This is a genomic window from Pseudomonas sp. PGPPP1, from assembly GCF_002255865.1.
Lineage (GTDB): Bacteria > Pseudomonadota > Gammaproteobacteria > Pseudomonadales > Pseudomonadaceae > Aquipseudomonas > Aquipseudomonas cremoris.
In genome coordinates, this window is record NZ_NKIG01000090.1 from 1 (window position 1) to 966 (window position 966).

Annotated in this window: 1 pseudogene; it reads left to right on the forward strand. The window is 59.5% G+C overall.

Features of this window, described 5'->3' with window-relative positions:
• Positions 1-966 (forward strand): annotated as a pseudogene (aceE, locus tag CFE47_RS31260) (pyruvate dehydrogenase (acetyl-transferring), homodimeric type); the annotation flags it as partial.

Genomic DNA, 966 nt, shown 5'->3' on the forward strand with positions numbered 1-966 from the left:
TCGACGGCCCGGTTCGCGGCAACGGCAAGATCATCCAGGAACTCGAAGGCGTGTTCCGCGGTGCTCAGTGGAACGTGACCAAAGTCATCTGGGGCCGTTTCTGGGACCCACTGCTGGCCAAGGACGTCGACGGTATCCTGCAACGTCGCATGGACGAAGTCATCGACGGCGAGTACCAGAACTACAAAGCCAAAGACGGCGCGTTCGTACGTGAACACTTCTTCAACACGCCTGAACTCAAGGCGATGGTTGCAGACCTGTCCGACGACGAGATCTGGAAACTCAACCGTGGCGGCCACGACCCGTACAAGGTCTACGCGGCGTACCACGAAGCGGTCAACCACAAAGAACAACCGACCGTCATCCTGGCCAAGACCATCAAGGGTTATGGCACCGGTGCCGGCGAAGCGAAGAACACTGCGCACAACACCAAGAAAGTCGATGTCGACAGCCTGAAGTTGTTCCGCGACCGCTTCGACATCCCGGTCAAGGACGAAGAGCTGGAAGACCTGCCGTTCTTCAAGCCAGAGCCAAACAGCGCCGAAGCCCGCTACCTGAGCGAGCGTCGCACTGCACTGGGCGGTTTCGTGCCACAGCGCCGCGCCAACAGCTTTGCCGTACCGACCCCGGACCTGAGCACGCTCAAGGCAATCCTGGACGGTTCGGGCGACCGTGAAATCTCCACCACCATGGCTTTCGTGCGCATCCTGGCGCAGCTGGTCAAGGACAAGGACATCGGCCCACGCATCGTCCCGATCATCCCGGACGAAGCCCGTACCTTCGGTATGGAAGGCATGTTCCGTCAGTTGGGCATCTACTCCTCCGTCGGCCAGCTCTACGAGCCAGTCGATAAAGACCAGGTGATGTTCTACAAGGAAGACAAGAAGGGCCAGATCCTCGAAGAAGGCATCAACGAAGCGGGCGCCATGAGCTCCTTCATCGCTGCCGGTACTTCGTACTCCAGCC